We start from the raw sequence: 696 nt of genomic DNA on the forward strand, positions 1-696 counted from the left end.
TGTGAACGGCGGAGCAATACTCGGCCACGGTAGCGACGGCATAGTGTTGTCGCGGGCGGCGTAAAAGTCGTCCACTTTTGCCCTTTCGGATTTCGGGAGGGCTTGGGGATATACACCGTGGATTTGTATTTGAAGGTGCGTCACGCTCATTTCCAGGATGGATTGAGCGGACGCCAGATTGCCCGGGATTTTGGGATCAGCCGGGACAGTGTTGCGAAGATGTTGGCCTATTCGGAGCCGCCGGGATATCGGCGGACAGCGCCGATCAGGCGCCCGAAGCTGGATGCGTTCACCAGCCAGATGGACCAATGGCTTGCTGAAGACAGGGGCCGCCCTCGCAAGCAGCGTCACACTGCAAAGCGTATTTTCGAGCGGTTGCGGGACGAGTGCGGTTTTGATGGCAGCTACACCATCGTCAAGGATTACGTTCGAGACCGGAAGCGGACCGGCAAGGAGATGTTCGTGCCGCTGAGCCATCCGCCCGGTCATGCACAGGCCGATTTTGGTGAAGCGCTTGTCGTGATCGGCGGCGTCGAGCAGAAGGCACACTTCTTTGCCCTCGATCTGCCGCACAGCGACGCATGCTACATCCGGGCCTATCCTGCGGCCAATACCGAGGCGTGGCTTGACGGCCATGTCCATGCCTTTGCGTTCTTTGGCGCGGTTCCCCAGTCGGTTCTTTATGACAATGACCGC

Annotated in this window: 1 protein-coding gene; it reads left to right on the top strand. The window is 59.2% G+C overall.

All coding sequences use genetic code 11. From position 1 onward, the window contains the following. Positions 1-117: 117 nt before the first annotated feature. Positions 118-696 (top strand): IS21 family transposase (istA, locus tag AC07ED_RS16020; protein WP_478242462.1); only part of this gene is annotated, 579 nt, incomplete at its 3' end.

This window comes from Aestuarium zhoushanense (assembly GCF_056431045.1).